Raw genomic sequence first — 26,059 nt, 5'->3', positions numbered from 1 at the left:
GAACCCGCAACGGCTTTGGCATGGGAGTCTCCGAACAAAGCCGCCCTAGAATGAGAGATAACGTGCTGCGTCACTGTCTCGTGGAGTGTAGGCGCGTAGGGAATCGACTATGTGGCCGATCACGTTAGCTGTTGAAACTCGCTCGGCCAACACTGTGCGGAGCCTTCTGTGCGCCCGGTCGCGCTCTCGCCACCGATGCGAGCCTCTGACGCTGCAGGGTTCTGTCTGCCACGCGAGTCGATCGGAGTCCTGACCATCGACTCAGTTGCGCTCTGATCTCGCCTCATCGACCGCACTGTGCGTCTGCGCCTGCCCGGCCCGCCCGAAAATGATCCGTGCCGAGCGGCGGTAACTCCAGTAGGCGACCGCCCAGTTCATCAGCACCACCAGACGATTGCGGAAGCCGATCAGGAAGAACACATGCGCGGCCAGCCAGAACCACCAGGCCAGCAGCCCTGACAGTTTGAAACGCCCGATATGGACGATCGCCGCCATGCGGCCAATGGTGGCGAGGTTGCCGAAGTCGCGGTAGCGAAACGGCTGACTTGAGGCGTCACCTCGCAGGCGACGCCTCAGGGTGCTGGCGACGAAGCGACCCATCTGCTTTGCCGCCGGCGCTACGCCGGGCACCAGGCGTCCGTCCTGCTGCAGTGCGGCCAGATCACCGGCGACAAAGATCTCCGGGTGCCCAGGCACACTGAGATCGGGCGCGACCTGTACCCGGCCGGCCCGATCCAACGGCACGCCCAGGCTGCGTCCCAGCGGCGAGGCGGCGACGCCAGCAGCCCAGATCACGGTACGTGCCGGAACGAATTCGTCGCCCAGCTGGTAGCCCTCGGCAGTGATCGCGCTGACCGGCGCGCCGGTGACCACTTCGACGCCGAGCTTCTCCAGCTGGCGGCGCGCCTTGGCGGTGAGGTCATCCGGAAACGAGGGAAGAACGCGCGGCCCGGCTTCGATCAGGAGCACCCTCGCCTGCCGTGGATCGATATGGCGGAACTCGTTCGCCAGCGTGTGCCGCGCGATCTCCGCCAGGGTGCCGGCCAGTTCGACGCCGGTCGGACCGCCGCCGACGATCGCGAAGTTCAACCAGGCCTGGCGTGCCACCGGGTCGGTCTCCAGCTCCGCGCGCTCGAAGGCCAACAGCAGGCGGCCGCGGATATCGAGCGCATTGCCCAGGGTCTTCAGGCCCGGCGCGTGCGGCGCCCACTGTTCATTGCCGAAATAGGCGTGGGTGGCGCCGGAGGCGATCAACAGAAAGTCGTAGCCGAGCCTGCGCCCGCTCGCCAACAGAATCTCGCGGACCTCGGGCTGAACCTGCTCCACCTCGCCCAGCCAGACCTCGACATTGTTCTGGTGACGCAGGATGTGGCGCAGCGGCGCGGCGATGTCCGGCGCCGACAGCCCCGCGGTAGCGACCTGGTACAGCAGCGGCTGGAACAGGTGGTGGTTGCAACGGTCGACCAAGGTGATGCGCAGCGGCGCCGAAGCCAATGCGCGGGTGGCCCACAGGCCGGCAAAGCCACCGCCGACAATGACCAGATGGGGCGCGCGAGGCGGGCCAGGATGAGTGTGCTGCTCGTCGTGCTGCTCGGGCATGCGCATGCAGGAGATCCTTCCAGATTGGATGTCATGCCGCGCATGATTCCATGTTGTCGGCCCGCGAGCGCGGGGCGCCCTGGCTTCGACACCGTGACCGCCTGCCGTTCTGTCCAGACGAGGAACCGGATGCACGCTGCACCGCAAGCCTCACTCCCGACGCAGCGACACCATCGGCGCCAAGCGCGAGGCACGGCGAGCTGGCAGGTAGCTCGCAAGCGCGCCGATGCAGAGCATCAGCAGCGCCATACTGATGAAAGTCAGCAGATCGACCGACTGCACGCCGAACAACAGGCTGCCCAAGGCCTGGCTGGCGAGCGCAGCGGCAACGAGACCGGTGGCCACGCCGATCGCGACGACCGCCAGGCCCTGTCGCACGATCATCCGCTGCACCTGAGTCGCCGGGGCACCGAGCGCCATGCGCACACCGATCTCACGGGTCCGTGAGGCGACCACGTAGGACAGCACGCCGTACAGGCCGATCGCGCCCAGGCAGACCGCCAGTGCGGCGGCCAGGCCCAGGGTCATCAGGGTGAAGGTGAGCCGGGTCAGTGAGTCCTGGACCAGACCCTGCAGGGTGAACACCCGGTACATCGGCGCCTCGGGCGCGACCTCGCGGACCAGTGCACGCACATCACCGGCGAGGCTTTCAGCGCGCGTGCTCTTGATGACATAGGCCGGAGACGCGACCCGCCAGCTGGTGGCCAGGGTGGGGCCCATCAGCGGCGCATAGATCAGGGGCTCAGGCGCGGTCCAGAAGTTCGCCTGCAGTACATCCTCGACCACCCCGATCACGGTCTCCCACTCCTCGCGGCCTTCGCGCTGCAGGCGCTGGCCGATCGGATCGCGGCCTGGCCACAGCCGCTCGGCAGCGGTCTTGCTCAGGATGAGCGCGCCGCTGCCGGCGTGGTCCTGCGCATCGAAATGGCGCCCTGCGACGAGTGCGATGCCCATGGCCCGGAAGTAGTCGCCGGCACTGTAAGTGATGTTGAGCACCTGCCCCTCGGCCGCTGACACGCCCATGTCCTGGGTGCGCGCACGGATGACCTCGGTGCCTTCATTGAGCGGAACATTCTCGACCAGACCGACCGTCTGCACGCCCGGCAGGGTCGCCAGACGCTGCAGGAAATCCTGATGGAAGCGTGACCAGGCGACAGGGCCATCCAGACTGGTCTGCTCGGGTGCGAACTGGAAGGTGAACACATCACGCACCTCGTAGCCGGGGTCCACCCGATACAAGGCCTCGGCGCTGCGCAGCAGCAGACCGGCGCCGATCAGCAATGTGAGGGCCAGTGTAGTCTGGCCGATCACGAGGCCCTGGCGCATGCGGTGCTCGCCGCTGGTCGGGCCGCGCCCGCCCTCGCGCAATCGGGCCAGCTGCGGCGCAGCTCCGCGCCATGCCGGCAGTACCCCGCAAAGCAGACCGGACAGCACCGCGACTACGGCGGTGAAAACCAGGGTCGTCGCATCGAGCTCTGCCTGCTGCAGCCTCGGGACGCCCGCCGGCGCGAGGCTGATCAGCATCGGCAGCAGCAGCGCCGACAGCACCAGCGCCAGCGCACCCGCCATCAGCGATACGAGCAGCGCTTCGGCCAACTGCAGACGCACCAGCTGCGCTCGACCGGCGCCGAGCGCGCGCCGGACCGCCAGCTCGCGCTGGCGCGACTCCGTTCGCACCAGGAACAGATTGGCCAGACTGGCGCAGGCGATCAGCAGTAACACGGCCGCGGCGACGAACAGCAGCCACAGCGGGCCGGCGATCGGCCCCAGCAATTGCTGCTCAAGCGGCTGCACCACGGCGCGGTACTGCTGCATCAGGCTGGCATAGGCGGGCGTGCCGCCAAATCGCGCGGGCGCCTCAGCCGCCAGCTGGGTCAGCTCCGCCTGCAGGGCTTCGGCGGTCACGCCCGGCCGCGCCCGCACCAGCATGGCGTCGCCAAAGCGACCGGGCTACTGGATCTGCGCGGCGTTCACCGGCTGCGCCAGCCACAGCAAGGTGTCTTCGATGGGAAAGCGGAATGCCGCCGGCATCACCCCGACGACCTCGCGCGGCTCACGAAACAGGGTGACGGTACGGCCGATGACCTTGGGGTCGCGGCCGAACCAGTCGGCCCACAGCCGATCGCTGATCACCACGACCTCGTCCATGTCGTCGGCCCCGGGCAGGCGCCCAAGCTGCGGCGCCACGCCCAGTGTGGTGAACAGCTCGTTGCTCGGCAGCGACATTTCCAGACGCTCGGAGCGCTCGTCCACGCGCAGGGTGTTGGTGAACCAGTTGTACAAGGCCACGCGCTCAATCAACTTGGAGCGCTCCCGGTAGTGCACCAGCAGCTCGTTGGATACACCCAATTCGCCGGTGAACTGCGAGCCCGGCGCCTCACCAGACACGTAGAACAGCCGCTCCGGCTCGGCGAACGGCAGCGGCTGCAACAGCACAGTGTTGACCGCGCTGAACAGTGCGGTCACTGCGCCCATGGCCAGGCCCAGCATCAGCACCGCGGTGAAAGTGAATCCCGGCGTGCGTCCCAGCGTCCGCGTGGCTTGACGTAGGTCGGCGATCAGGGACTTGAGCATGGCGAAATCCGCGTTGGCAGCGCATCCGGTCCGGGCGCCCTTGAGCTGGGGTAGCACGGGGCATGCCAAGCGACTCAAGCCTGCAGTGTGGCGGGCTTCGCCGGTCTCCGAGGGGCAAGACTGTTCGGGTTCGGACACGCTCTTGTCCGGTTCCGTGCGAGAGCGACGCGGGCGCCGATGCCTCAATCGATCGATGCAGCCACCGCCCCAATGCGCTAGTCGCGCACCAAGCCGTGCCGCCAGGCCCAGATCGCCGCTTGGGTGCGGTCGGTCAGACCGAGCTTGCCCAACACATTGCCCACATGTGTCTTGACCGTGGCCTCGCCGATCAGCAGGCGCTCGGCTACCTGCAGGTTGGACAGCCCCTCGGCCAATAGCAGCAGCACTTCACGCTCACGCGCACTGAGCGCCGCACACGGATCCTCAGCGGCGGAGGCACCGCTCGTGAGTGCGGGGCGCAGGCGCGGGTGGACGACGATTTCGCCACGTGCCGCGCGCCACAGGCTGTCCAACAGTTCGACGCCGCCGATCTCCTTGAGCTGATAGCCGCAGGCGCCCGCCTGCAAGGCCAATTGCACGGGCTCCGAACTGAGGCTCGAGGTCAGTACCACCACCCGCGTGGCCGGGCTGCAGGCGCGAATGCGGCGGGTCGCCTGGATGCCGTCTTCGTTCGGCATCACCAGATCGACCAGGGCGATATCCGGCTGCCAGTGCAGGGCCAGCGCGGCCGCCTGCTGTGCGTCGGCGGCCTCGGCACACACCTCGATGCCCGGCTGCAGCTCGAGGTACGCCCGCAAGCCCTGGCGCACCACGGCGTGGTCATCCACCAGCAGCACGCTGAGGTTCAAAGGTCCGCGCCTTTGGTCGGTTCCGCCGGCGGCAGGAAGGACAGCACCACTTCGGTGCCGCCTGCACAACCCGCCCGAACCTGCAGGCTTCCGCCCGGCAGCTGCGCGGCACGCTCGCGCATATTGCCCATGCCCATGCCTGTGCCCGGATCACTCGCGGGCGCACAGCCGCGACCGTTGTCGCAGATGCTCAGCTCGATGCGCTCGGCCTGCCGGCGCAGGCGAATCTGAACTTCGCTGGCCGCGGCATGCTTCAGCACATTGCCGAGCGCCTCGTCGACCGCGCGCAGCAGGGCCTCGCGCTGATCCGAGCGCAGCAACAGCGCATCAAGTACGGTCAATGACACCGCGCAGCCGCTGCGCCGTTCGAAATCCGTCGCGCGCTGCCGCAGCAGCGGCACCACGTCTTCCAGCGACGACGACAGCCCGCGCATCTCCAGCAGCAGCTCGGACAGCTCGTGTTGGATCTCCGCCGCCAGGCTCTGCGCCTCGGCCAAGCGCTGCTGCACGCGCAGGCTGTCGCTGCCACTGTCGCGCGCCGCGGCCAACTGCAGCGAGAGCGCGAACGCCTTCTGCTTGACCGTGTCGTGCAGGTCGCGGGCCAAGCGCTGACGCTCTTCCAGACTGGCCAGACGTGCCCGCGCGTCAACCAGCGCCTGCAGGTCGGCGGCCATGCGGTCCAGCGCGCGCGCCAGGCTGCCCAACTCATCCGCCGCAGGATCGGCCAGGCTCACGCTGAAGTCGCCACGCGCCCAGGCGCCGGCGGCGTCCGCCATCTGCGAAACCCGGCCCAGCACCCGCCAGCGCAGAAACCAGGCCGAGCCGAGCAGAAAGATCAGCAAGTAAGCCACCGCCAGCGGCCACTCGAAACTCATGGCCTCCTTCGAAAGTCGCCAGGGCGAAGGCACCGCCAGCTCAATTTCGAGCCGCGGCGGGTTGGATATGTCCGCGCCCTCGACCAGCGGTAGCGCCCAGCGACGCTGCACCCAACCTTCGCGCGGCAGCCGCTCAAAACCAGCGGCCAATGGCGCCTGTTGCGGTCGCAGCAGTTGGGCCCGGAACGGATGCCGCGTCAGCTCCAGCAGAACGAACGCGACCGAGGTGCCGAGGGTTTCGCGCGGGCGCTCCAGCCTCAGCACCAGATTCTCCAGCCGCAGGCTCAGCTCGTCCTCACGGGCCTGTCCGCGCAGCGCAGCGCTGAACGCATGCGCCTCTTCCCACAGCAGCGCCTGCACGCGACCGTCGTCGAGCTGATGCATCAGCCGCTCGAACTTCCAGCCGATCACCGCGCGCTCGATCACCAGCAGGGCCGGGATCGACAGCACCACATAGAACAGCGCGAGTTGAAGACGCAGACCTTTCAAGTCGACTCCCGAGGCAAGCGGCGGAGCATAGCTGCGTGCACGGCGAATCCATATCGCCGAGCTCCACCCTGAGACGGATGTGCGGCGCCGCAGTGGCTCCTACACTCCGCCGTCCTTTGCCCAAGACCCTGCCCTGATGCGCCTGAAGCCCCTGTCCCGCCGCCTGCTCGCCAGCCTGATCGCCGCAGCCCTGCCGAGCCTCGTCATTGCCGACGTCGATGCCGGCGCCGACGCGGGCATGCCCAGTCGGGACACTAGCGAAAGGCTCGACCAGATCACGGTCACCGCCAAAGGCACCGCGGCCGACCAGCCTTCGACACTCGCCACCGACATCGTCAGCTGGCGCGACACCCCGGGCGCGCCCGCGGATGTGCAGGACATCCTGGTGCGCGTGCCGGGCGTTGCCGCCACTGGCCAGAACGGCATCTTCGAGACCTTCTCGATCCGCGGCAGCGGCGGAAACGGCATCCTGGTGCTGTTGGGCGGCATGCCGATCACCACGCAGCGCCGTGCCGGTGTGCCGATCTCGTTCGTTGAGCCGGCCCTGCTCGGCGCGCTCAATGTCACCCGTGGCCCCGCGACAGTGCACTTCGGCCCCGGCGCACTCGGCGGTGCGATCTCGATCGAGCCGCACTGGTTCGACGGCACCGAACTGCTCGGTGGCTACGCCAGCGCCGGCGATGAAACCCTGATGGTGGCCGGGCACGGCGATGAGCATTTCTCGCTGGGCATCGCCAGCCACCGCGCCGGCGACACGGAGTCGGCGAACGGTACGCCACTGAACACCAGCTACGCGCGCAAGAGTGCCAGCCTGCAGTGGCAGCGCAGCTTCGGCGCACTGCAGCTGGATGCGCTGCTGCTGCCCTCGCGCACCGACAACATCGGCAAGTCCAACAGCCGCTTTCCGGCGCGTGACTCGACCTATCCCGAGGACGAACACACCCTCGCCAGCCTGCATCTGCGCCACGACAACGGCTTCGAAGCCCGCGTCTCCGGCCACGATCAATCCCTGCTGACCTACAACCAGCGCCCCGGCACGCCGGACACTTGGGCCTATGTCGAGGGCACCGACTGGGGCCTGACCGCGCAGCACAGCTGGCAGCGCGGCGACGTCAGCTACAACGCCGGCGTCGAGCATCTGGCCCGGCGCGATGTGAATGGTTTCGATGCACGCGGCGATCTCGCCACCCGCACCTACAGCCTGCGCGATGCGCGCGAAGGCGTGTGGTCGGCGTTCGGCATCGCCGAATGGCAGCCCAGCGACGCCTTCACTGTTGAGCTCGGCACCCGCGCCGGCCGCGTCACCCAGCACCAGGCCGGCGCCGACTCCAGCGACTCCGACCAGGCCTTCAACGCCGGCGCGATCTGGGCACCGGGCAGCGGCCAGCGCTTGAGCCTGAATCTCGCCTCCGGCTACCGCTTCGCCACCCTGGAGGAACGCTTCTTCAGCGGCGTGACGCCGCAGGGCCAGATCGTCGGCAACGCCGATCTCGGCTCCGAACACTCACTGGGCCTGGACCTCGGCTACGCGCTCACGTTTGATCGCTGGGATCTGCAGGCAAACCTGTGGCGAACCGACGTCGACGACCTGATCCAGCTGTTCCGGCTTGCCAACGGCGTGAACGGTTACACCAATGTCGGCGAAGCCAAGCTGCACGGCTTCGAACTGGCGCTGGGCTGGCGGCCGGTCGAGCACCTGCAGCTGCGCGCCAGCCACGCGATCGTCCGCAGCAAGAACGCGATCACGGGCGCCCCGCTGTACGGCGCAGCGCCGATGACCACCACTCTGGACGCGCGCTACCGGATTGGCGAGGCGAGCCTGGGCCTGCTGTATCAGCACCGCGCCCGCATGCATCGACCAGGCTTCGAGGAAGTCGAACGCCCCGCGGTCGACCTCGTCGACCTCGACCTCCGCATCCCCTTCGGCGAACGGTGGAGCCTGCAGCTCTACGCCCGCAACGCCCTCAATGCCGACTACGTCGCCACCGCCGACGAGTTGTCCGCGCTGGCGCCGGAGCGCAGCATCGGCGTCAACCTGCGCTGGTCCACGTACTGAGCCCCAGCAGGCCTGCCCTCTGGAAGCGGATCATCGGCTGGGAATGCACTTCGTGCCCGCGGGCAGCATCCATCTGCGCGGCCGACATCGGGTCGGCGCAACCCGCTCCTGAGCGGTGCTCTCGCCCCCTGCGCTACGCCAGCGCTCTCAACTTGCTCCAGCCTGATGAGGCTGGATGCGCGAGGGCTCATAGCCGTCGTAGCAAGGCAGCGCTGCGTCGAGATCATCCCACTCAGCCCTTGAACTGACAAAGGTGTGCGCGATTGGTCGTTCGCTGATCGGGCTGTCGAGCAGGCCAAGGCGCAGACGGTAGCGAGTGGGGTCAACAGTGTTGCTGCTGTAGATCGGCGAACCGCACACTCCGCAGAAGTAGCGCAGACGATCAGTCGCGGACGCGTAGCTGCGCAACTGTTCAGCGCCCTGCACGATCCGGAAGCCCTCCGCCCGCACGAAGCCATTGGTGGCATAGGCGCTGCCGCTGGCCTTGCGGCAGCGCGAGCAGTGGCAGTGGATGATCGAGTCGATCCCGCCCCGCACTTCGACCCGCACGGCGCCGCACTGGCAGCTGCCGGTGTAGATCGACTCCGGCATCAGCCGGTCATCTTCTCGAAGAAGCTCTTGACCCCATCCAGCCACGAAGTCGCACGCGGTGAATGGGCGTGGGCATCGGCGCCTTCGAAGGTCTGTTCGAACTCGGTGAGCAGCTCTTTCTGCCGCTTGGTCAGCTTGACCGGGGTTTCAACCACCACCCGGCACATCAGATCGCCTTTGCTATGGCTGCGAACAGACTTGACGCCCTTGCCGCGCAGGCGGAACACCTTGCCGGTCTGCGTTTCGGCGGGGATCTTGACCACCGCTTCGCCTTCAAGCGTCGGCACCGGCAGTTCGGCACCCAAGGCGGCTTGGCTGAAGCGGATCGGCACTTCGCAGTAGAGGTCATCGCCGTCGCGCTGGAAGATCGCATGCTCGCGCACGCGCACCTCGACGTACAGATCACCCGATGCCGCGCCGGCAGGGCCGGCCTCGCCTTCACCGGCCAGACGGATGCGATCGCCGGTATCGACGCCGGCGGGGATCTTCACCGCCAGGGTTTTCTCGGACTCGATACGGCCGGCGCCGTGGCAGGTCTTGCAGGGGTTCTTGATGGTCTTGCCGCTGCCAGCGCAGTGCGGGCAGGTTTGCTGGATGCTGAAGATGCCCTGCTGCATGCGCACGCGGCCGTGGCCGGCACAGGTGCGGCAGGTTTCGACTTCACCGTCGGCCGAGCCGCTGCCGTCACAGACGCGACAGGCCACCACAGTCGGAATCTCGATTTCCTTCTCGATTCCGGCGACGGCTTCTTCAAGATCAAGGTCGATCACGTAGCGCAGATCGGCGCCGCGCCGCGGGCCCTGCTGACGCCCTCGACCGCCGCCGAAGATGTCGCCGAACACATCGCCGAAGATGTCGCCCATATCGACACCGGCACCGCCCCGCCCACCGCCCGTACCGCCTTCAAACGCGGCGTGGCCATGCTGGTCGTACAAACGCCGCTTCTGCGCATCGGCCAGTACTTCGTAAGCCTGCTTGGCCTCCTTGAACTTGGCCTCGGCGCTGGCGTCATCCGGATTGCGATCGGGATGCAGCTTCATCGCCAGGCGGCGATAGGCCTTCTTCAGGTCTTCGTCGGAGGCCGAGCGTTCGACGCCGAGGATTTCGTAGTAGTCGCGTTTGGACATGGCTGGGAATCGGAAATCGGGAATGGGGAATCGTCGGAGCCGAGAAATCAGCCGACACGCAGCGCTCACCGATCCAGCTCGACCGGTTGCAGCAGCCAGAAATGGAAACGGGGAGCCGGGTCGCCTTCACGATTCCCGACTCCCCATTGCCGATTCCCGGCTTCAAATCACTTCTTGTCGTCCTTGACCTCGGTGAACTCGGCATCGACCACGTCGTCCTGGGCCGCGCTGGCCTGCGGGCCGGCATCGCCGCTGCCACCACCACCGGATGCGGCAGCCGCCAGCGGCTGTGCCACGGCTTCCAGCGCCTTGGTCTTGGCTTCGATCTGCGCCTTGTCGTCGCCCTTCATCGCGGTTTCCAGATCCGACAGGGCCGCTTCAATCTTGGCGATCGCTTCGCCGCCGACCTTGCCGCCGTGTTCCTTGATCGCCGCGCGGGTGCTGTGGATCAGCGCATCGGCCTGGTTGCGTGCGCCGACCAGCTCGTGGAAGCGCTTGTCTTCCTCGCGGTTGGCTTCGGCATCGTTGACCATGCGTGCGATCTCGTCCTCGGACAGGCCCGAACCGGCCTTGATCTCGACGCGCTGCTCCTTGCCGGTCTTTTTGTCCTTGGCCGACACATGCAGGATGCCGTTGGCATCGATGTCGAAGCTCACTTCGACCTGCGGGTTGCCGCGCGGGGCGGACTCGATGCCGGTCAGGTCGAACTTGGCCAGCGACTTGTTGAACTTGGCCTGCTCGCGCTCGCCCTGCAGCACGTGCACGGTGACTGCGGTCTGGTTGTCTTCGGCGGTCGAAAAGGTCTGCGAGGCCTTGGTCGGCACCGTGGTGTTCTTCTCGATCAGCTTGGTGAACACCCCGCCCAAGGTCTCGATGCCCAGCGACAGCGGGGTCACGTCGAGCAGCAGCACGTCCTTGACCGCACCGGACAGCACACCGCCCTGCACCGCCGCACCGATCGCCACGGCCTCATCGGGGTTGACGTCCTTGCGCGGCTCCTTGCCGAAGAACTCGGTGACCGCCGCCTGCACGCGCGGCATGCGGGTCTGGCCACCGACCAGGATCACCTCGCTGATGTCGCTCATGCGCAGGCCGGCGTCTTTCACAGCGATCTTGCAGGGTTCAATGGTGCGCTTGACGAGTTCCTCTACCAGGGCTTCGAGCTTGGCGCGGGTCAGCTTGATGCTGAGGTGCTTCGGGCCGGCTGCGTCTGCGGTGATGTACGGCAGGTTGACTTCGGTCTGTTGGCTGGTGGAGAGCTCGATCTTGGCGCGCTCGGCAGCGTCCTTCAGGCGCTGCAGAGCCAGCGGATCCTTACGCAGGTCGATGCCCTGGTCCTTCTGGAATTCCTCGACGAGATAGTCGATGACGCGCATGTCGAAGTCTTCGCCACCCAGGAAGGTGTCGCCATTGGTCGCCAGCACTTCGAACTGCTTCTCACCGTCGACTTCGGCGATCTCGATGATCGACACATCGAAGGTGCCGCCGCCCAGGTCATACACGACGATCTTGCGGTCGCCGCCCTTCTTGTCGAGACCATAGGCCAGCGCCGCAGCGGTGGGCTCGTTGATGATGCGCTTGACGTCGAGCCCGGCGATCTTGCCGGCGTCCTTGGTGGCTTGGCGCTGACTGTCGTTGAAGTAGGCCGGTACCGTGATAACGGCTTCGGTGACCTTTTCGCCGAGGTAGTCCTCAGCGGTTTTCTTCATCTTCGCCAGCACTTCGGCGCTGATCTGCGGCGGCGCCATGCGACGGCCGTCCAGAGTTGACACCCAGGCGTCGCCGTTGTCGTGGGCGACGATGCCGTAGGGCACCAGGTCAAGGTCCTTCTTCACTTCGGCGTCAGTGAACTTGCGGCCGATCAAGCGCTTCACCGCGTAGAAGGTGTTCTTCGGGTTGGTAACGCCCTGGCGCTTGGCCGAGGCGCCGACGAGAGTCTCGCCGTCCTTGGTGAAGGCGACGATGGAGGGCGTGGTGCGGTCGCCTTCCGAGTTTTCGATGACCTTGGCCTGGCCGCCTTCCATCACGGCCACGCAGGAGTTGGTGGTGCCGAGGTCGATACCGATGATCTTGCCCATGGGTGTGCTCCTTTTGATTTTGCTTGCGTGGCCCGGGACCGGGCCTTCACTGGTTCGCTACATGGGGCGATGGTTTTAGCGTTTCAAGCGCAGCCACCGCCGGGAAGGCTTATTGGCTGACCACGACCATCGCCGGGCGCAGCAGCCGTTCATTGAGCAGGTAGCCCTTCTGGAACACCTGCAGCACGGTGCCGGACGGATGCTCCGCACTCGGCTGCATGCTGATGGCCTGATGGTGCTCGGGGTTGAACGGCTTGCCGACCGGGTCGAGCGTGCTCAGGCCATTGGTTTCGGCGACCTTGATCAGCTCGCGCTGGGTCAGGGCCAGACCTTCGCTGACCGCCGAACCGACGCCGGCGGCGTCGATGCCGCGCTCCAGCGCGTCCAGCACCGGCAGCAGGTCGCCGAGCAGGCGCTCATTGGCGAACTTGCGCGCGTGTTCGACGTCGCGCAGCAGGCGCTTGCGCTGGTTCTCCAGGTCGGCGCGCTCGCGCAGCTGCTCTTCGCGCGCGCCGATCAGGGCGAGCTGCAGCTCGTCGATCCGCGCCGACAGCAGTTCGACCTCGCTGCGCGGTTCTGAAGCTTCCTGCGCAGCGCTGTCGACGGACTGGGGTTCCTGGCTCATGGAGTCTCCTGCGGGTTCTGGGTGATTTGGACGCATACGGGAAGCCAGCAACGTAGCCGGCAGATCCGGGCGGTTGAGCCCGAGGCGGTAGAGTTCCCCCGTGACGGGGCTCCGCAACTTGAGCAGAGGCCCCGCGACGGGGGCTTTATTGGGCCTGCTGCGCTCGATTCAAGGCCACACCCAACACATTGGCGGTCGCTTGCACCATCGGAATCACCCGCTCATAGGCCATGCGGGTCGGCCCGATCACGCCAAGCACGCCGAGCACCTTGCCGTCAGCGCAATAGGGAGCGGTGACCAGGCTGCAGCCGCCGAACGGGGCGAGGCCGGATTCTTCACCGATGAACAGGCGCACGCCCTCGGCCGAAGCGCAGCCTTCCAGCAGCTGCAGCAGCTCGCGCTTGCGGGTGAAGGCATCGAACAGATCGCGCAGGCGGTCGAGGTCGGACAGGTCCTGCACACCCATCAGGCGGGTGTGACCAGTGACCAGCACATCATCAGGGACACCGAACGCGCCCTCCGCCACTTCCACTGCAGCCGACAGGATCACGTCCATCTCGCTGCGGGTGTCCTTCAGCTCGCGCACCAGCTGGGTCCGCACTTCACCCAGCGGACGCCCCGCGAAGTTCGAGTTCAGATAGTTGGAAGTCTGCTCCAGCTCGGAGGCGGTGTAGGGCCTGCGCGTGCTCAGGATGCGGTTCTGCACCTCGTTGTCGGTGAACACAAGGATCACCAGCACGCGCTGCGCATCCAGCGGCACGAAATCGATGTGGCGAAACGCGAACTGCTCGCGTCGCGGCACCGTCACCATGCCGACGAAGTGGGTTGCCGCCGACAGCAGCTCGGAGACATTGTTGAGCAGGCCCTGGGTGCCGAGCGAAGGCGAAAGGCCCTGCCGCAGCAGGTCGATCTCGGGGGCCTCCAACGGCTTGACCTGCAGCAGGCTGTCGACAAACAGCCGATAGCCCTGCGAGGTGGGCACTCGCCCGGCCGAGGTGTGCGGGGTGGCAACCAGGCCGAAGTCTTCGAGATCCGCCATCACGTTGCGGATGGTGGCCGGGCTGAGATCCATGCCCGAGTGCTTGGCCAAGGTACGCGAGCCCACCGGCTCGCCGTCGCGGATGTACTGGGCGATCAGGGCGCGCAGCAGGCTGCGGGCACGACTATCAAGCTGGAAAGCGGGGCGATTCATTGAGTTGATACATAAGGCCTTGGCGGGTCGCTGGCAAGTGTCAACACGGGCGGCGCGCAGCAAACGGATACCGCTACAGCCCTTGGTCGCGGTGCTTTGGGCCGCAGTCCGCAACGCGGCAGCCATTCCGTCGAGCGCGGCCCGGAACGCGGCCGCCGTATTGGCGCCCCTGTCCCCGCATGCTAGCGTTCGCGCCCTTGTGCAAGGCGGTTCAATGCGTCGTCTACGGACCATTTCATGTTGAGTTCCCTGTTCGTCAAGGACTTCGCCATCGTCAGCGAGGTCGAGCTCCAGCTCGATCGGGGCCTGACCGTGATTTCCGGCGAGACCGGCGCGGGCAAGTCGCTGCTGGTCGATGCCCTGCTGCTGCTGACCGGCGCCCGTGCCGACGCCAGCGCCGTGCGCCACGGCGCCGAACGAGCCGAGCTGTCGGCGACCTTCCGTCTGCCCGATGACAGCCCGGCTCTGGCCTGGCTGCGAGAGCAGGAGTTGGATGAGGACGGCGAGTGCGCTCTGCGTCGGATCGTGCGCGCCGACGGCGGCTCCAAGACCTGGATCAACGGTCGCCCGGCGACTGTCAGCCAACTCGGTGAGCTCGCCGGCTTTCTGGTCGAGATCCATGGCCAGCACGAACACCAGGCCCTGCTCGACCGCACCCAGCAACTCGGCCTGCTGGACGGCTTTGCGCGCAATGCCGAGGCGCTGCAGCCGGTGCGCGCCGCCGCCGTCGAATGGCAGCAGCTGAAACGGCGCCGCGAGCAGCTGGCAGGCGCCGCGACCGACCCCGGGCCACGGCTGGAGCTGCTGCGTCATCAGCTGGGCGAATTGAGCGCCGAGGCGCTGTCGGCGGAGGCCTACGCCGAACTGATCCAGACCCATCGCCGCCTGGCCAATGCCAGCAGCCTGATCGAAGCCTGTGCCCGCGCGGTGGCGCGCATCGAGGGCGAAGATGGCTTTGATCTGATCCGCAGCCTGCGTCAGACCGCGACGGATCTGGCCCGCTTCAGCGAGCACGAGCCGCGCCTGCGAGAAGCCTCCGAACTGCTGGACTCCGCCTCACTCCAGGCGACCGAGGCCGGCGCTCTGATCAACCAGGTCCAGGACAACCTGGATCTCGATCCCGGCCGCCTACACGAGATCGAAACCCGGCTCGGCCGCCTGCATGACCTGGGTCGTCGCCATCGAGTTGATCCGTCTGCGCTGAAGGACTGCGCCGATGCGCTGAGCGCCGAGATCGAGGAGCTCGAAGAAGCCGGCAGCGCGATCGCCAAGATCGATACCCGCATGCAGGCCATCGCCAGCGACTGGGCCAAGACCGCGGCCAAACTCTCGAAGCGGCGTCGAGAGTTTGCACAGACCCTGAGCCGCGAGGTATCGCTACTGATGGCCGAGCTCGGCATGGCCGGCGGCCAGTTGCAGATCCAGCTTGATGCCCTGCCCGACCCCGAGCCGTCCCCGCTGGGCGCCGAGCGGGTGGAGTTTCTGGTGGCCGCCAATGCAGGCCAGCCGCCGAAACCGCTGCGGCGCACCGCCTCAGGCGGCGAGCTTTCGCGCATCAGCCTGGCGATTGAAGTGGCGACCCTCGGCATAGACCCGACCCCCACCATGGTGTTCGACGAGGTCGATACCGGCATCGGTGGCGCCGTGGCTGAAATCGTCGGCCAGAAGCTGCGCGCACTCGGCCGCGAGCGTCAGGTGATGTGCGTGACCCATCTGCCCCAGGTCGCCGCGCAGGGCCATCACCACTACAGCGTGCGCAAGGGCGAGCGTGACGGTGTCACCGTCAGTGCGCCCAAGCGCCTGAGCCCCGAGGACCGCGTGGAAGAAATCGCCCGCATGCTCGGCGGCGTCGAGATCACTGAAACCACGCGGGCGCACGCGACGCAGATGCTTGCGTGCGCTGCGCGCGCGGGATTGGGGAGTGGGGATTAGGGATTCGCCGAGGGACGCGCTGGCGGGGCGAGCCTAGCAGCCTGTCGGATTTTGGTTGGCCGGGCTGCAAATCCGCCTGCACGGTCCACTAGCCGCCGATTCTTGACCAAGAGAGCCCACTCGGCCCGCGAATCGTCGAAAAAGTGTCCTCGCGCAGTCAGATTCTCACCTCGACCCCCAAAGCCCGACAGGCTGCTAGACGGCCATGCTGCGCAATGTGTTTCGCGTCACTCGCAAACTAGGCAAGTCCAGCCCGCGATTCGGATCCCGCTTCAGACCGCCGGCCGAAGCGTGGTCGAGTTCCAGAGCGCAGACACCCTACCCGGCCATTCCCGAATCCCCAATCACCGCTTCTTGCGCACATACAGCACGAGGCTGTGATCCTCAATGTCGTAACCGTGCTTTGCAGCGATTTCGTGCTGCAGGCGTTCGATCTCTTCGCTGACAAACTCGATCACCTTGCCGGAGTCGACGTCGACCATGTGGTCGTGATGGTGCCCGCGGTCGATCTCGAACACAGACTGGCCGCCCTCGAAGTTGTGCTTCATCACCAGGCCGGCAGCCTCGAACTGGGTCAGCACCCGATACACCGTCGCAAGTCCGATGTCCTCGTCGCGCTCCAACAGCTTCTTGTAGATGTCTTCGGCGGTCATGTGACGCGGGCTGGCGCCTTCCAGCACCTCCAGAATGCACATGCGCGGATGGGTCACCTTGAGGCCGGCGCGGCGCAGATCCTGCGATTCCATCGGGGGTCTCCTTGAACAAGCGGCCGATCGCGGTGAGCGCGCGCAACCAGGCCTGAATGCAGGCCCGCTGCGCCTTGCGCAGCGACGACCAGCAGGGCGTCGCAGTGTATCATCGGGCGCCTGTTCGCCCCGGAAGCCCGCACCGCATGCGCTCGATTGCTCTGTCCCTGTTGATTGCTCTTGGAACCGCTGGCTGCGGCGTTCTCTACAAAGTGGACATCTACCAGGGCAACCTGCTGGACGAACGCAATGTCGCCCAGCTGAAAGAAGGCATGAGCAAGCGCCAGGTGCTGTCCCTGCTTGGCAGCCCTTCGGTCAGCGACCCCTTCCATGCGAATCGCTGGGATTACCTGGCGACCATCTCGCAGCGTGGCTCCGAGCCCGAAGTGAAGAATCTGGTGCTCAACTTCGACGGCGACAGCCTCGCCAGCTTCGACGGTGATTACTTCCCGAAGCAGGACAACGAACTGCGCATCCGCCTGTCGCGCTACGGCAATCTGCCGCGCGAAGAGCGCGAAAAAGCGCGCCAGAGCCGCGCTGGCCGATAACACCCGCAGAGATCACCCCATCCGGGATCGAGCCTCCGCACATCGAGCTGGCCGAGGCCCTGCGCGGGATCTGATTCATGGACTGAACTTTCAGGCCCGGGCCGTGGGAAAGGCCAGCACCTCGTCAATGCTCGCGGCCTGCAAGAGCACCATCAAAAGTCGATCCAAACCCATTGCTACGCCGGCGCAGTCCGGCAGTCCGGCCTCGATCGCATCCAGCAGCAACTGATCCATCGGCAGCTCACGTTCGCCGCGCACTGCGCGTCGCGCGTTGTCGGCGCCGAAACGACGATGCTGCTCGGCACTGTCCGCCAACTCCCAGTAGCCGTTGGCCAGCTCGACGCCGCCGACATAGGCCTCGAAACGGCAGGCATGCGCATCCTCGCCCTCGCCCGCCAGACGGGCCAGCGCACATTGGGTGGGCGGGAAATCGTGCACCAGATAAAGCGTTGCGGGATCGAGCTTGGGCTCGATGCACAGGCTCAGCAGCAGATCGAGCCAGTCGTCGCGCTGCAGATCGCGCGCCTCGACTCCAAACGCCTGCAGGGGCGACTGCAGCTCGGCGATCGAGGCAACGACGGGGTCCAGCGCGAGGTTTTCGACAAACAAGGCGCGATAGCTCAGCCGGCGCGTTGCCAGTGACCGGCCCACCAAGGCGAACGCGGAGTGCAGAAGCTCGGCGACTTCGTCCATCAATCGATGATGGTCGAAACCGAGCCGATACCACTCAAGCATGGTGAATTCGGGATTGTGGCGCCCACCCGCCTCACCGTCGCGAAACACTCGGCCGAGTTCGTAGCAATCGCCTAAGCCGGAGGCCAGCAGCCGCTTCAACGGGAATTCGGGCGAGGTACGCAGGAACCGCTCTCGGCTGGCGCCGGCCAGCGGCCCGCTGTACTCAAGACTGAAACTGCGGATGTTCGGATCGGTGTTGGAAGCCGCCGACAATATCGGGGTTTCAACTTCCAGCACGCTGCGTTCGAAAAAGAACTCACGCAACACGCGATAGAGACGCGCCCGCAGACGCAGGGCTTCGGTCGCTGCACTCGGTCGCCAGGGCCTGTCGGCACTCATGGCTGCAGTTGTGTCCTAGTCGATGCTCTTGCCGATGCGGCTGAAGGAGATTCCGCTGTCCCAGCTCATCCAGATCAGGAACGCGCGCCCGACCAGATTGCCTTCGGGCACGAAGCCCCAGGCACGGCTATCCAGACTGTTGTCGCGGTTATCGCCCATCGCGAAATAGTGCCCCTCGGGCACCACCCAACGGTCTTGACTCATCCGCCCCAGCGCGAGCTGACGCACCAGGATCTCGTGGGTCTTGTCGCCAAAGCGCTCTCGCAAATGCTCGGCGCCATCCATTTCGCGGCCATTGCCAACGCCGATATAGCGACCGACGCGCTCCTGCGGCTGCGCCTCGCCGTTGATGTACAGGATCTTGTTCCGGTAGACGATCTCGTCACCGGGCAGGCCGACCACCCGCTTGATGTAGTCCTGGCTCGGGTTCTCCGGATAACGGAACACCACCACGTCACCGCGCGCCGGCTCGCCGACCTCGATGAACTTGGTGTTCAGCACCGGCAGACGCAGACCGTAGGTGAATTTGTTGACCAGAATGAAATCGCCGTTGAGCAGGTTCGGCATCATCGAGCTGGACGGAATCCGGAAGGGCTCGGCCAGGAATGAACGCACCAGCAGCACGATCAGGATCACTGGAAAGAACGAGCGTGCGTATTCGACGATGACCGGCTCGCGGACCATTTCGCCGCCGGCGGGAGCGATACCGCCGGCGCGCGCAGCGCGGGCCTTGGCGAAGAACAGGGCATCGATGCCCCAGACCAGACCGGTGAAGGCAGCGAGCCCCACCAGCAATGCGGCGAAATCAAAGTTCACGCGGCGGTTCCTGTGGCTTTACTTGTTGTCGACCTGGAGCACGGCGAGGAAGGCTTCCTGTGGAATCTCCACACTGCCGACCTGCTTCATGCGCTTTTTGCCTTCCTTCTGTTTCTCCAGCAGCTTGCGCTTGCGGCTGACGTCGCCGCCATAGCACTTCGCCAGCACGTTCTTGCGCATGGCCTTGACCGTGGAGCGCGAGATCACCTGCGCGCCGATCGCCGCCTGGATCGCCACATCGAACATCTGCCGCGGAATCAGTTCCCGCATCCGCTCACAGATATCGCGGCCGCGGCGGTCGGCGTACATGCGGTGGCAGATCATTGACAGCGCGTCGACGCGATCGCCGTTGATCAGCACGTCCAAGCGCACGAACGGGCCAGGCTCGAATCGCACGAAGTGGTAATCCAGCGAGGCATAGCCGCGGCTGACCGACTTCAAGCGGTCGAAGAAATCCAGCACCACTTCGGCCATCGGCAACTCGTAGCTGATCTGAACCTGGCTGCCGAGGTAGTGGATGCCCTTCTGCGAGCCGCGCTTCTCTTCGCACAGCTTGATGACGTTGCCGACGTAATCCGGCGGCGTCAGCACGGTGGCAAGGATGATCGGCTCGCGCACTTCCTCGATCTTGTTGACCGGCGGCAGTTTGGCGGGATTGTCCAGCGACACGATCTCGCCGTCGGTGGTCAGCACCTCGTAGATCACCGTCGGCGCGGTGGAAATCAGATTGAGGTCGTACTCGCGCTCCAGCCGCTCCTGCACGATTTCCATGTGCAGCATGCCCAGGAAACCGCAGCGGAATCCGAAGCCCATGGCCTCGGAGCTTTCCGGCTCGAAGCGCAGCGCCGCATCGTTCAGACGCAGCTTCTCCAGCGCCTCGCGAAGGTTCGGGAAGTCCTCGGCATCGACCGGGAACAAGCCGGCGAACACGCGCGGCTGCATCTGCTGGAAGCCCGGCAAAGGCTCGGCTGCAGGCTTGGATGCCAAGGTGATGGTGTCGCCGACCGGCGCGCCGTGCACGTCCTTGATCGACGCACACATCCAGCCAACCTCACCGGGCCCGAGCTTGTTCTTGACCAGGCGCTTGGGCGTGAAGACGCCGACTTGATCGACCGAATGCACGCGGCCGGTGGTCATCACCAGGATCTTCTCGCCGGGGATCAGGTCTCCCTGCATCACCCTAACCAGCGAGACCACACCCAGATAGTTGTCGAACCAGGAATCGATGATCAGTGCCTGCAGGCGATCGGTGTTGCCGACCTTCGGCGGCGGAATCTTGAGCACGATGGCTTCGAGCACATCGCGCACGTTCAGCCCCGTCTTCGCGCTGATCTGCAGCGCGTCGGTGGCATCGATACCGATGACGGCCTCGATCTCGCCCTTGACCTTCTCGCAGTCGGCAGTCGGCAGATCGATCTTGTTCAGCACAGGAATCACTTCCAGGCCCTGCTCCACCGCGGTGTAGCAGTTGGCGACCGACTGCGCCTCCACGCCCTGCGCGGCATCGACCACCAGCAGTGCGCCCTCGCAGGCGGACAGCGAGCGGCTTACTTCATAGCTGAAATCGACATGGCCGGGAGTGTCGATGAAGTTGAGCTGGTAGGTCTGACCATTCAGCGCGGTGTACGGCAAGGACACCGACTGCGCCTTGATGGTGATGCCGCGCTCACGCTCGATCGGATTGGAGTCGAGTACCTGGGCCTCCATCTCGCGATCGGCAAGCCCGCCGCAGATCTGGATGATGCGGTCGGCCAGGGTGGATTTGCCGTGGTCAACGTGAGCGATGATGGAAAAATTGCGGATGTGCTGCATGGATGGGGCTGTGACGCCCGCCTCGTGGTTCCAGATGACCGCGCATTATGCCATGGGCCGGCCGTGCGGCCGGCGGGATCGGGGATCGGGAGTGGGGGTTGCGTGAACACTCGCGGTTCGAGCCCGCGGGTCGCGCTTCATCCCCAACAAGGGAGGTCGGGCCGCGAGTGACGGTGCAAGCGGGCTTGCAAGGACCAGGATCAGCACGAAGCGCGCGTGCAAACTTGCCGCAGCGGCTGTGGTTGCATCCCCACCCCAAAGCCCCACTACCACTCAGCCCAACGGGTTGAGCAAGCTCTGCAGAAAAAACGACAGCACCCGCGGCTCGGCGATGATCAGGAACACCACGCCATAGACCGCGCCCCACAGATGGGCACTGTGGTTGATCGAGTCACTGCCGCGGCGATCCATGTAGATGCTGTAGCCGAGGAACAGCACGCCATAGACGATCGCCGGCACCGGGATGAAAAACACGAAAATCAGGTTCCAGGGCTGCAGCAGGATGTAGGCGAACAGCACCGCGGATACCGCGCCAGACGCCCCCAGGGTGCGGTAGTTGGGGTCGTTGGAATGCTTGAAGTAGCCCGGCAACACCGATACCAGCAGAGCCGAAACGTAGAACAGCGGAAACGCCCACAGCCCGAACTGCTGGCTCAGGAAGCTCTCGATCAGCCGACCGAAGAAGTACAGCGTGATCATGTTGAACAGCAGGTGGCCCCAGTCGGCATGGACCAGGCCGTAGGTGAACAATCGATCGTATTGGCCCTGGCGCTGCACTGCCGGCGGCCACAGCAACAGACGCGCCAGCAGCTGCGGACGCTCGATGGCCTGCCAGGAGATCAGCACGGTCAGGCCCAGAAACAGGAAGGTGAAGGGCGAATCGAAGTCCATGGGCTCAGCCTGGCAGCGCGAAAGGGCCGCCGCGCTTTTCGGCGCGCTTGTAGGCCGGGCGGGCCTCGCAGCGGGTGACGAAATCCTGCACCTTCGGCAGCTCCATGCCGCCTCTGGCCATCGCCGCCTGCAGGGGATAGCTCATCTGGATATCGGCGGCCGAGAATTGCTTGCCGGCAAACCATTTCGACTCCGCCAGACGGCTCTCGACGAAACGGAAGTGGGTGCGCAACTGCGGCTGGATGTAGCTCGCGAACACCTTGGAGCACAGCCCCTTGACCACCGGTTTGACGAAGAACGGCATTGGCTGCTTCGGCAGACGCGAGAACACCAGGGCCAGCACCAGCGGGGTCATCAGCGAGCCTTCGGCGTAGTGCAGCCAATAGCGATAGGCCAGTGACTCCGGGCTGCCTGCAGCCGGGCGCAGCTTGCCCTCGGTGTCGTAGCGCTCGATCAGGTACTCGATAATCGCGCCGGATTCGGCAACGGTGATGTCGCCATCCGTGATCACCGGCGACTTGCCCAGGGGATGCACCGCCTGCAGATCCTTGGGTGCCAGGATGGTCTTGGGGTCGCGCAGGTAGGTCTTGATCTCGTAGTCAAGGCCGAGCTCTTCAAGCAGCCAAAGCACGCGCTGCGAGCGCGACTTCTCCAGGTGATGCACGGTGATCATTGATCAAGCTCCAGCTCAGGGCCCACAGGTTAGCCGACTCCACGCGGCCTGCGCCCTTGGCCGACAGCAATCCGGCTACCATTCGCACTCCTTCCACCGCGCACTGAGAGCCTGACATGACGATTCAGATCGGCGACACAATTCCCGAGGCCACCCTGAACCTGCTGCGTGACGGCGTGCAGGCGATCACCACCTCGGAGATCTTCAAGGGCAAGCGCGTGGTGCTGTTCTCAGTCCCCGGCGCCTTCACCCCGACCTGCTCGGCCAAACACCTGCCGGGCTACATCGAACACTTCGAAGAGTTCCAGCGTCGCGGCATCGAAGTCGCCTGTATCGCGGTCAACGACGCCTTCGTGATGGGCGCCTGGGGCAAGAGCCAGAGTGCACCCGAGGGCCTGCTGATGCTGGCTGACGGCAACGGCGCCTTCACCCAGGCATTGGGTCTGGAAATGGACGCCACCGCGTTCGGCATGGGCATTCGCGGCAAGCGCTACGCGCTGTATGCCGACGATGGCGTGGTCAAGGCCCTGCATGTTGAAGCGCCGGGTGAGTTCAAGGTGTCGTCAGCGGAAGCCGTGCTGGCGGCCCTGTAGGCGCACGCGCCCCTCAGACTGACGAAGCCTCAAACGGACGCAGATTGCATCAGCCTGCACGATCAGCGGATCGTGCAGGCTGCGTCTGTTCCGCCTGCCCCGAGCGGATATCGCCCCCGGCGCTGCTGCGCGAAGCCGCTGGGTCAAAGCATCGCCATCGACAGCCAGGGCACGTAGGTGATCAGCGCCAGTGCCAGTAGCAGGATCAAGAAAAACGGTACGCAAGCGCGGACCAGACGGCCGATCGGCACCTTGAAGCGGTAGCTGGCGATGAACAGATTCATGCCGACCGGCGGGGTGAAGTAGCCCAACTGCAGGTTGGCCAGCATCAGCACGCCGAGATGAGCCGGGTGGATGCCGTAGCCGATCGCGATCGGCACCAGCAGCGGCACCAGGATGACAATGGCGGCGAACACATCGAGCAGCATGCCGACCATCAGCAGGAACACGTTCAAGGCGAGCAGGAAGGTGATCGGGCTGTCGATCGCGCCGCGAATCCACTCGAACAAGCGGGTCGGCACTTCGGCATCGACCAGCCAGTTCGACATCGCCAGCGCGGCGCCGAGGATGATCAGTATGGCGCCAACCATGCGCATCGATTCCGCCATTACCGCGGGCAGCTGACGCAGGCTGATCTCGCGACGGATCACCACAGTGACCAGCAGCACGTACAGCGCGGTGAGTGCTGCGGCTTCCGATGCGGCCAGAGCGCCGGAGTAGATCGCGCCCAGCACCAGCAGTGGCAAGGGGATCTCCCAGCCCGCCTCACGCGCGGCCTCACGCACTCGCGACCACGCGAACGGCTGTGACTGCGCCTGCAGCGCACGCCCGTGCCAGCCCGCATACATACCCAGCAGCACGATCATCAGCAGGCCCGGCAGCAGGCCGGCGATGAACAGATCTTCGATGCTGACCGAAGGCGTGGTGCCGAGCTGGCCGGCGACGAAGCCGTACAGAATCAGCGGCAGCGACGGCGCAAACAGCAGGCCAAGGCTGCCAGCGCTGGTAACCAGGCCGAGATTGAAGCGCTCGTCGAAGCCCGCCGCCTTCAGCGCCGGATACAGCAGCGCTCCCATCGCGACGATGGTGACGCCCGAGGCCCCGGTGAACGCGGTGAACAGCGCGCAGGCGACCAGGCCAACGATGGCGATGCCGCCCGGCAGCCAGCCCAGCAGCGCGTCGGAGAGTTTGAGCAGGCGCTGCGGCGCGCGGCTCTCGGCCAGCAGATACCCGGCCAAGGTGAACAGCGGAATCGCGGTCAGACCGGGCATGCCGGCCAAGCGATGGAACTCCACCGCGACCACGGTCAGATCGTAGCCGGCGGAGTGGAAACCGATGAAGGCCGCGCCGAGAATCAGCACGAACAGCGGCGCGCCGAGCAGTGCGGCCAAGGCCAACAGCAGCCAGGCCAAGGTCACGGCTCGGCACTCGCAGCGGACGACGGATCGGCATCCGCCGGCGGACCCAGCGCGCTGGCCAGCGCGAAGCGCAGGCTCAGCACCGCGAATCCGAACGGAATGATCAGCATGCCGGCCCAGCTGGGCAGCCCGGCAAACAGCGGTGCGGGCGCTTCGCGTTCCAGCTCGACCAGGCTCCAGCCGTACCAGGCCATGGCCGCACAGACACCCGCAGCAATCACTTGGCCCAAGGCCCAGATCACGCGTCGACCCGTCTCAGGCAGCAGACGTGGCAGCAGATCAAGCGAAAGATGCCGGCGATCGCGCGCGGCGCCGAGTGCGCCGAGCAAAGCGATCCACAGCACCAGGGTGCGCTGCGCGACTTCACCCTCGACCCAGCCGCTATCGGCGATCCAACGCAGGCCGATCTGCCCGGCGGCGAGCAGCAGCAGGGTCAGCAGCAGGCCGGCCAGCAGGGTGTCTTCAAGCCGGTGCAGGCCACGCAGAAGCTTGGACATCGCGCCCGCGGCCTACGGTGCAGCGGCGGGTGGCACCTTGGCCACCACCGCTTCGACCATCGCCGCGCTGAGTTCGCCGGCATCGATCATCTGCTGGCGCACGGCCATGCCGACTTCACGCCAGCGCGCCAGCTCGGCCGCATCCGGCGTGAAGCGAACCACACCCTCGCCTTCCAGCGCCGCCAGGGCGCTGATGTCAGCACGTTGGCTCTCGACATCCAGGCGTTTGGCGGCTTTGTCGAAAGCATCCAGCACGATCGCCTGATCGGCTTCGGCGATGCGGCCGAAAGCACGGTTGTCGAGCACCACGAAGCCGACCACATAGGTCAGCGGTGCATCGAACAGGTGCTTGATGCGGGTATGCCACTGCAGGGCGATCGAGCCCGCGGGGGTGTTGCCAACAATGTTGATCAGGCCGGTTTGCAGGCTGGTAAACACGTCAGCCAGCGGCAGCGGGATCGGGCTGACGCCGCCGCTGGAAAAGGTGCGCGAGGAGATCACATCGTTGTTCGGCACCCACACCTTGCCGGCGCGCAGGTGCTCAATGCTCTGCAGCGGCTCGGTGCTCATGACGTAGGCGAAGCCGACCCCGGAGATGGTCAGCACCTGGAAGCCTTTCTCGGCGATGCCCGCTTTAAGCAGCGGGTCGATCTCAGCCCGCACGGCGTCGACCTGGGCCTGGTTCTCGAACAGGAAGGGCAGCCCGTAGACCACCGCGTCGGGATACACGATCGACAGCTCGCTGCCGGTCAGCGCCCCCCCCTGCAGTTGGCCGAGCTTGATCTTGCGCATCACCGTGGCGTCATCGCCCATTACCCCGCCCGGGTAGTAGCGGAACTCGACGCGGCCCTCGGTGCGCAGCTTTACCTCATCGGCGGCCGTGCGCATTTCGCGCAACCAGCTGGAACCCTCGGGCGCCAGCGTGGCGATCTTGAAACTCTGGGCGAACAGCGGCGAAGACAGCAGCAGGATCAGCGCGGCGAACAGGGTACGCATGCAAAGCTC

General features: G+C 65.9%; 23 protein-coding genes. 4 read left to right on the top strand and 19 right to left on the bottom strand.

Annotation, left to right across the window (positions count from 1 at the left end; all coding sequences use genetic code 11):
• Nucleotides 1-261: 261 nt before the first annotated feature.
• The 5 genes from ACIQ7H_RS08810 to ACIQ7H_RS08790 form a co-directional block, all read right to left on the bottom strand.
• Entirely contained in the window at nucleotides 262-1,599 is a 1,338-nt protein-coding gene (locus ACIQ7H_RS08810; protein ID WP_395790485.1) for an NAD(P)/FAD-dependent oxidoreductase, read from the bottom strand.
• 150 nt (nucleotides 1,600-1,749) lie between these two features.
• A complete protein-coding gene (locus tag ACIQ7H_RS08805) occupies nucleotides 1,750-3,528 on the bottom strand; it encodes an FtsX-like permease family protein (protein WP_395790483.1) in 1,779 nt (592 codons plus the stop codon).
• 21 nt (nucleotides 3,529-3,549) lie between these two features.
• Complete coding sequence (locus ACIQ7H_RS08800; RefSeq protein ID WP_395790481.1) at nucleotides 3,550-4,173, bottom strand: ABC transporter permease; 624 nt, start codon at nucleotides 4,171-4,173, stop codon at nucleotides 3,550-3,552.
• Between the two features lie 215 nt (nucleotides 4,174-4,388).
• Entirely contained in the window at nucleotides 4,389-5,021 is a 633-nt protein-coding gene (locus ACIQ7H_RS08795) for a response regulator (RefSeq protein ID WP_395790479.1), read from the bottom strand.
• The gene (locus ACIQ7H_RS08790; protein ID WP_395790477.1) at nucleotides 5,018-6,385 is read right to left on the bottom strand and encodes an ATP-binding protein; all 1,368 of its coding nucleotides are present in this window, start codon (nucleotides 6,383-6,385) and stop codon (nucleotides 5,018-5,020) included. The genes ACIQ7H_RS08795 and ACIQ7H_RS08790 overlap by 4 nt, the downstream gene beginning before the upstream one ends.
• 136 nt (nucleotides 6,386-6,521) lie before the next feature.
• Here ACIQ7H_RS08790 and ACIQ7H_RS08785 point away from each other — a divergent pair, with 136 nt between their 5' ends.
• On the top strand, nucleotides 6,522-8,441 hold the full coding sequence (locus ACIQ7H_RS08785) for a TonB-dependent receptor (RefSeq protein ID WP_395790475.1): 1,920 nt from the start codon (nucleotides 6,522-6,524) through the stop codon (nucleotides 8,439-8,441).
• Between the two features lie 147 nt (nucleotides 8,442-8,588).
• Here the strand turns inward: ACIQ7H_RS08785 and ACIQ7H_RS08780 are convergent, their stop codons facing one another.
• The 5 genes from ACIQ7H_RS08780 to hrcA form a co-directional block, all read right to left on the bottom strand.
• The gene (locus tag ACIQ7H_RS08780) at nucleotides 8,589-9,032 is read right to left on the bottom strand and encodes a GFA family protein (RefSeq protein ID WP_395790473.1); all 444 of its coding nucleotides are present in this window, start codon (nucleotides 9,030-9,032) and stop codon (nucleotides 8,589-8,591) included.
• A complete protein-coding gene (gene dnaJ / locus ACIQ7H_RS08775) occupies nucleotides 9,032-10,159 on the bottom strand; it encodes a molecular chaperone DnaJ (protein ID WP_395790471.1) in 1,128 nt (375 codons plus the stop codon). The genes ACIQ7H_RS08780 and dnaJ overlap by 1 nt, the downstream gene beginning before the upstream one ends.
• A 167-nt stretch (nucleotides 10,160-10,326) precedes the next feature.
• Nucleotides 10,327-12,237, bottom strand: coding sequence for a molecular chaperone DnaK (dnaK, locus tag ACIQ7H_RS08770; RefSeq protein WP_395790469.1), 1,911 nt, complete (start codon nucleotides 12,235-12,237; stop codon nucleotides 10,327-10,329).
• 109 nt (nucleotides 12,238-12,346) lie between these two features.
• On the bottom strand, nucleotides 12,347-12,898 hold the full coding sequence (gene grpE, locus ACIQ7H_RS08765) for a nucleotide exchange factor GrpE (protein ID WP_395790467.1): 552 nt from the start codon (nucleotides 12,896-12,898) through the stop codon (nucleotides 12,347-12,349).
• Nucleotides 12,899-13,007: 109 nt separating this feature from the next.
• A complete protein-coding gene (gene hrcA, locus ACIQ7H_RS08760; RefSeq protein WP_395790465.1) occupies nucleotides 13,008-14,054 on the bottom strand; it encodes a heat-inducible transcriptional repressor HrcA in 1,047 nt (348 codons plus the stop codon).
• A gap of 237 nt (nucleotides 14,055-14,291) precedes the next feature.
• Between hrcA and recN the strand changes: the two genes are divergently transcribed.
• On the top strand, nucleotides 14,292-15,986 hold the full coding sequence (recN, locus tag ACIQ7H_RS08755; protein ID WP_395790463.1) for a DNA repair protein RecN: 1,695 nt from the start codon (nucleotides 14,292-14,294) through the stop codon (nucleotides 15,984-15,986).
• Nucleotides 15,987-16,330: 344 nt separating this feature from the next.
• Here recN and fur read toward each other — a convergent pair whose 3' ends face one another.
• Entirely contained in the window at nucleotides 16,331-16,732 is a 402-nt protein-coding gene (fur, locus tag ACIQ7H_RS08750; protein WP_395790461.1) for a ferric iron uptake transcriptional regulator, read from the bottom strand.
• A gap of 146 nt (nucleotides 16,733-16,878) precedes the next feature.
• On the opposite strand from fur, the gene ACIQ7H_RS08745 reads away from it, so the two are divergent.
• The gene (locus ACIQ7H_RS08745; protein WP_395790459.1) at nucleotides 16,879-17,280 is read left to right on the top strand and encodes an outer membrane protein assembly factor BamE; all 402 of its coding nucleotides are present in this window, start codon (nucleotides 16,879-16,881) and stop codon (nucleotides 17,278-17,280) included.
• A gap of 90 nt (nucleotides 17,281-17,370) precedes the next feature.
• On the opposite strand, the gene epmA is transcribed toward ACIQ7H_RS08745, so the two are convergent.
• The 5 genes from epmA to ACIQ7H_RS08720 all read right to left on the bottom strand — a co-directional run bounded on the left by epmA (nucleotide 17,371) and on the right by ACIQ7H_RS08720 (nucleotide 22,546).
• Nucleotides 17,371-18,354: an EF-P lysine aminoacylase EpmA gene (epmA, locus tag ACIQ7H_RS08740; RefSeq protein ID WP_395790457.1), complete on the bottom strand. Its 984-nt coding sequence runs from the start codon at nucleotides 18,352-18,354 to the stop codon at nucleotides 17,371-17,373.
• Between the two features lie 15 nt (nucleotides 18,355-18,369).
• Nucleotides 18,370-19,170 (bottom strand): signal peptidase I, encoded by an 801-nt coding sequence (lepB, locus tag ACIQ7H_RS08735; protein WP_395790455.1) that lies wholly within the window; start codon nucleotides 19,168-19,170, stop codon nucleotides 18,370-18,372.
• An 18-nt stretch (nucleotides 19,171-19,188) separates the two neighbouring features.
• Nucleotides 19,189-20,982, bottom strand: a complete 1,794-nt coding sequence (gene lepA / locus ACIQ7H_RS08730; RefSeq protein WP_395790453.1) for a translation elongation factor 4 — start codon at nucleotides 20,980-20,982, stop codon at nucleotides 19,189-19,191.
• A 273-nt stretch (nucleotides 20,983-21,255) separates the two neighbouring features.
• Nucleotides 21,256-21,873: a rhomboid family intramembrane serine protease gene (locus ACIQ7H_RS08725; protein WP_395790451.1), complete on the bottom strand. Its 618-nt coding sequence runs from the start codon at nucleotides 21,871-21,873 to the stop codon at nucleotides 21,256-21,258.
• A 4-nt stretch (nucleotides 21,874-21,877) separates the two neighbouring features.
• Nucleotides 21,878-22,546, bottom strand: coding sequence for a glutathione S-transferase family protein (locus ACIQ7H_RS08720; protein ID WP_395790449.1), 669 nt, complete (start codon nucleotides 22,544-22,546; stop codon nucleotides 21,878-21,880).
• A gap of 116 nt (nucleotides 22,547-22,662) precedes the next feature.
• Between ACIQ7H_RS08720 and ACIQ7H_RS08715 the strand changes: the two genes are divergently transcribed.
• The gene (locus ACIQ7H_RS08715; protein WP_395790447.1) at nucleotides 22,663-23,139 is read left to right on the top strand and encodes a peroxiredoxin; all 477 of its coding nucleotides are present in this window, start codon (nucleotides 22,663-22,665) and stop codon (nucleotides 23,137-23,139) included.
• 143 nt (nucleotides 23,140-23,282) lie between these two features.
• Here ACIQ7H_RS08715 and ACIQ7H_RS08710 read toward each other — a convergent pair whose 3' ends face one another.
• Genes ACIQ7H_RS08710 through dctP form a run of 3 tightly spaced genes read right to left on the bottom strand, consistent with a single transcriptional unit; the run spans nucleotide 23,283 to nucleotide 26,050 of the window.
• Nucleotides 23,283-24,557: a TRAP transporter large permease gene (locus tag ACIQ7H_RS08710; RefSeq protein WP_395790445.1), complete on the bottom strand. Its 1,275-nt coding sequence runs from the start codon at nucleotides 24,555-24,557 to the stop codon at nucleotides 23,283-23,285.
• On the bottom strand, nucleotides 24,554-25,054 hold the full coding sequence (locus tag ACIQ7H_RS08705; protein ID WP_395790443.1) for a TRAP transporter small permease: 501 nt from the start codon (nucleotides 25,052-25,054) through the stop codon (nucleotides 24,554-24,556). The genes ACIQ7H_RS08710 and ACIQ7H_RS08705 overlap by 4 nt, the downstream gene beginning before the upstream one ends.
• A 12-nt stretch (nucleotides 25,055-25,066) precedes the next feature.
• On the bottom strand, nucleotides 25,067-26,050 hold the full coding sequence (dctP, locus tag ACIQ7H_RS08700) for a TRAP transporter substrate-binding protein DctP (protein ID WP_395790441.1): 984 nt from the start codon (nucleotides 26,048-26,050) through the stop codon (nucleotides 25,067-25,069).
• Between the last annotated feature and the right edge of the window lie 9 nt (nucleotides 26,051-26,059).

This window comes from Aquimonas sp. (genome assembly GCF_044377145.1).
Taxonomy (GTDB): domain Bacteria; phylum Pseudomonadota; class Gammaproteobacteria; order Xanthomonadales; family Xanthomonadaceae; genus Aquimonas.
This window is presented reverse-complemented; position numbering and strand designations above follow the sequence as displayed.